The 623-nt window shown below is 34.5% G+C and carries 1 protein-coding gene; it reads left to right on the forward strand.

The genetic code is table 11. The features are described from left to right. Nucleotides 1-106: 106 nt before the first annotated feature. Nucleotides 107-607, forward strand: a complete 501-nt coding sequence (locus D5R40_RS33620; RefSeq protein ID WP_124143073.1) for a GNAT family N-acetyltransferase — start codon at nucleotides 107-109, stop codon at nucleotides 605-607. The last annotated feature ends 16 nt before the right edge of the window (nucleotides 608-623 follow it).

A 623-nucleotide genomic window follows, 5' to 3' on the forward strand; every position in this document is an offset into this window, starting at 1 on the left:
TTTTAGCTTTATGAGCGCAAGCCTTAATAATTAATAATTAATTATTAATTATTAATTGTTGAACCTATTTTCTGCACAATTTAAAATTAAGACTCCTACATCAGTAATGAAAATTAGAAACGCTGAAGAAAAAGATTTAGCCGTAATTGTAGAAATTTATAATGCTTCAATTCCTAGTCGTATTGCTACTGCAGATCTAGAATTTATATCAGTTGAAAGTCGTATTCCTTGGTATCAAGAACACTCACCTGATAGTCGTCCAATTTGGGTGATAGAATTAGATGAAAAAATTGTTGGGTGGCTGAGTTTTCAGTCTTTTAATGGCAGAGCTGCATACAAAGCTACAGCAGAAGTGAGCATATATATTGCTCCTGAATATAAAGGTAAAGGAATAGGGAAAAAATTACTTTCAGAGGCAATTTTGTACAGTCCTAAATTAGGAATCAATACTTTACTGGGTGTTATATTTGCTCATAACCAGCCTAGTTTAAAGTTATTTGATAAGTTTGGTTTTCAACGTTGGGGTTATTTACCAAAAGTGGCTAATTTAGATGGTACGAAGCGAGATGATGAACTACCCCGCCGTGTAGACGGACGGGGTTTCTAAGTCCCCGTCAACAAAG

It is taken from the genome of Okeania hirsuta (assembly GCF_003838195.1).
Taxonomy (GTDB): Bacteria; Cyanobacteriota; Cyanobacteriia; order Cyanobacteriales; family Microcoleaceae; genus Okeania; species Okeania hirsuta.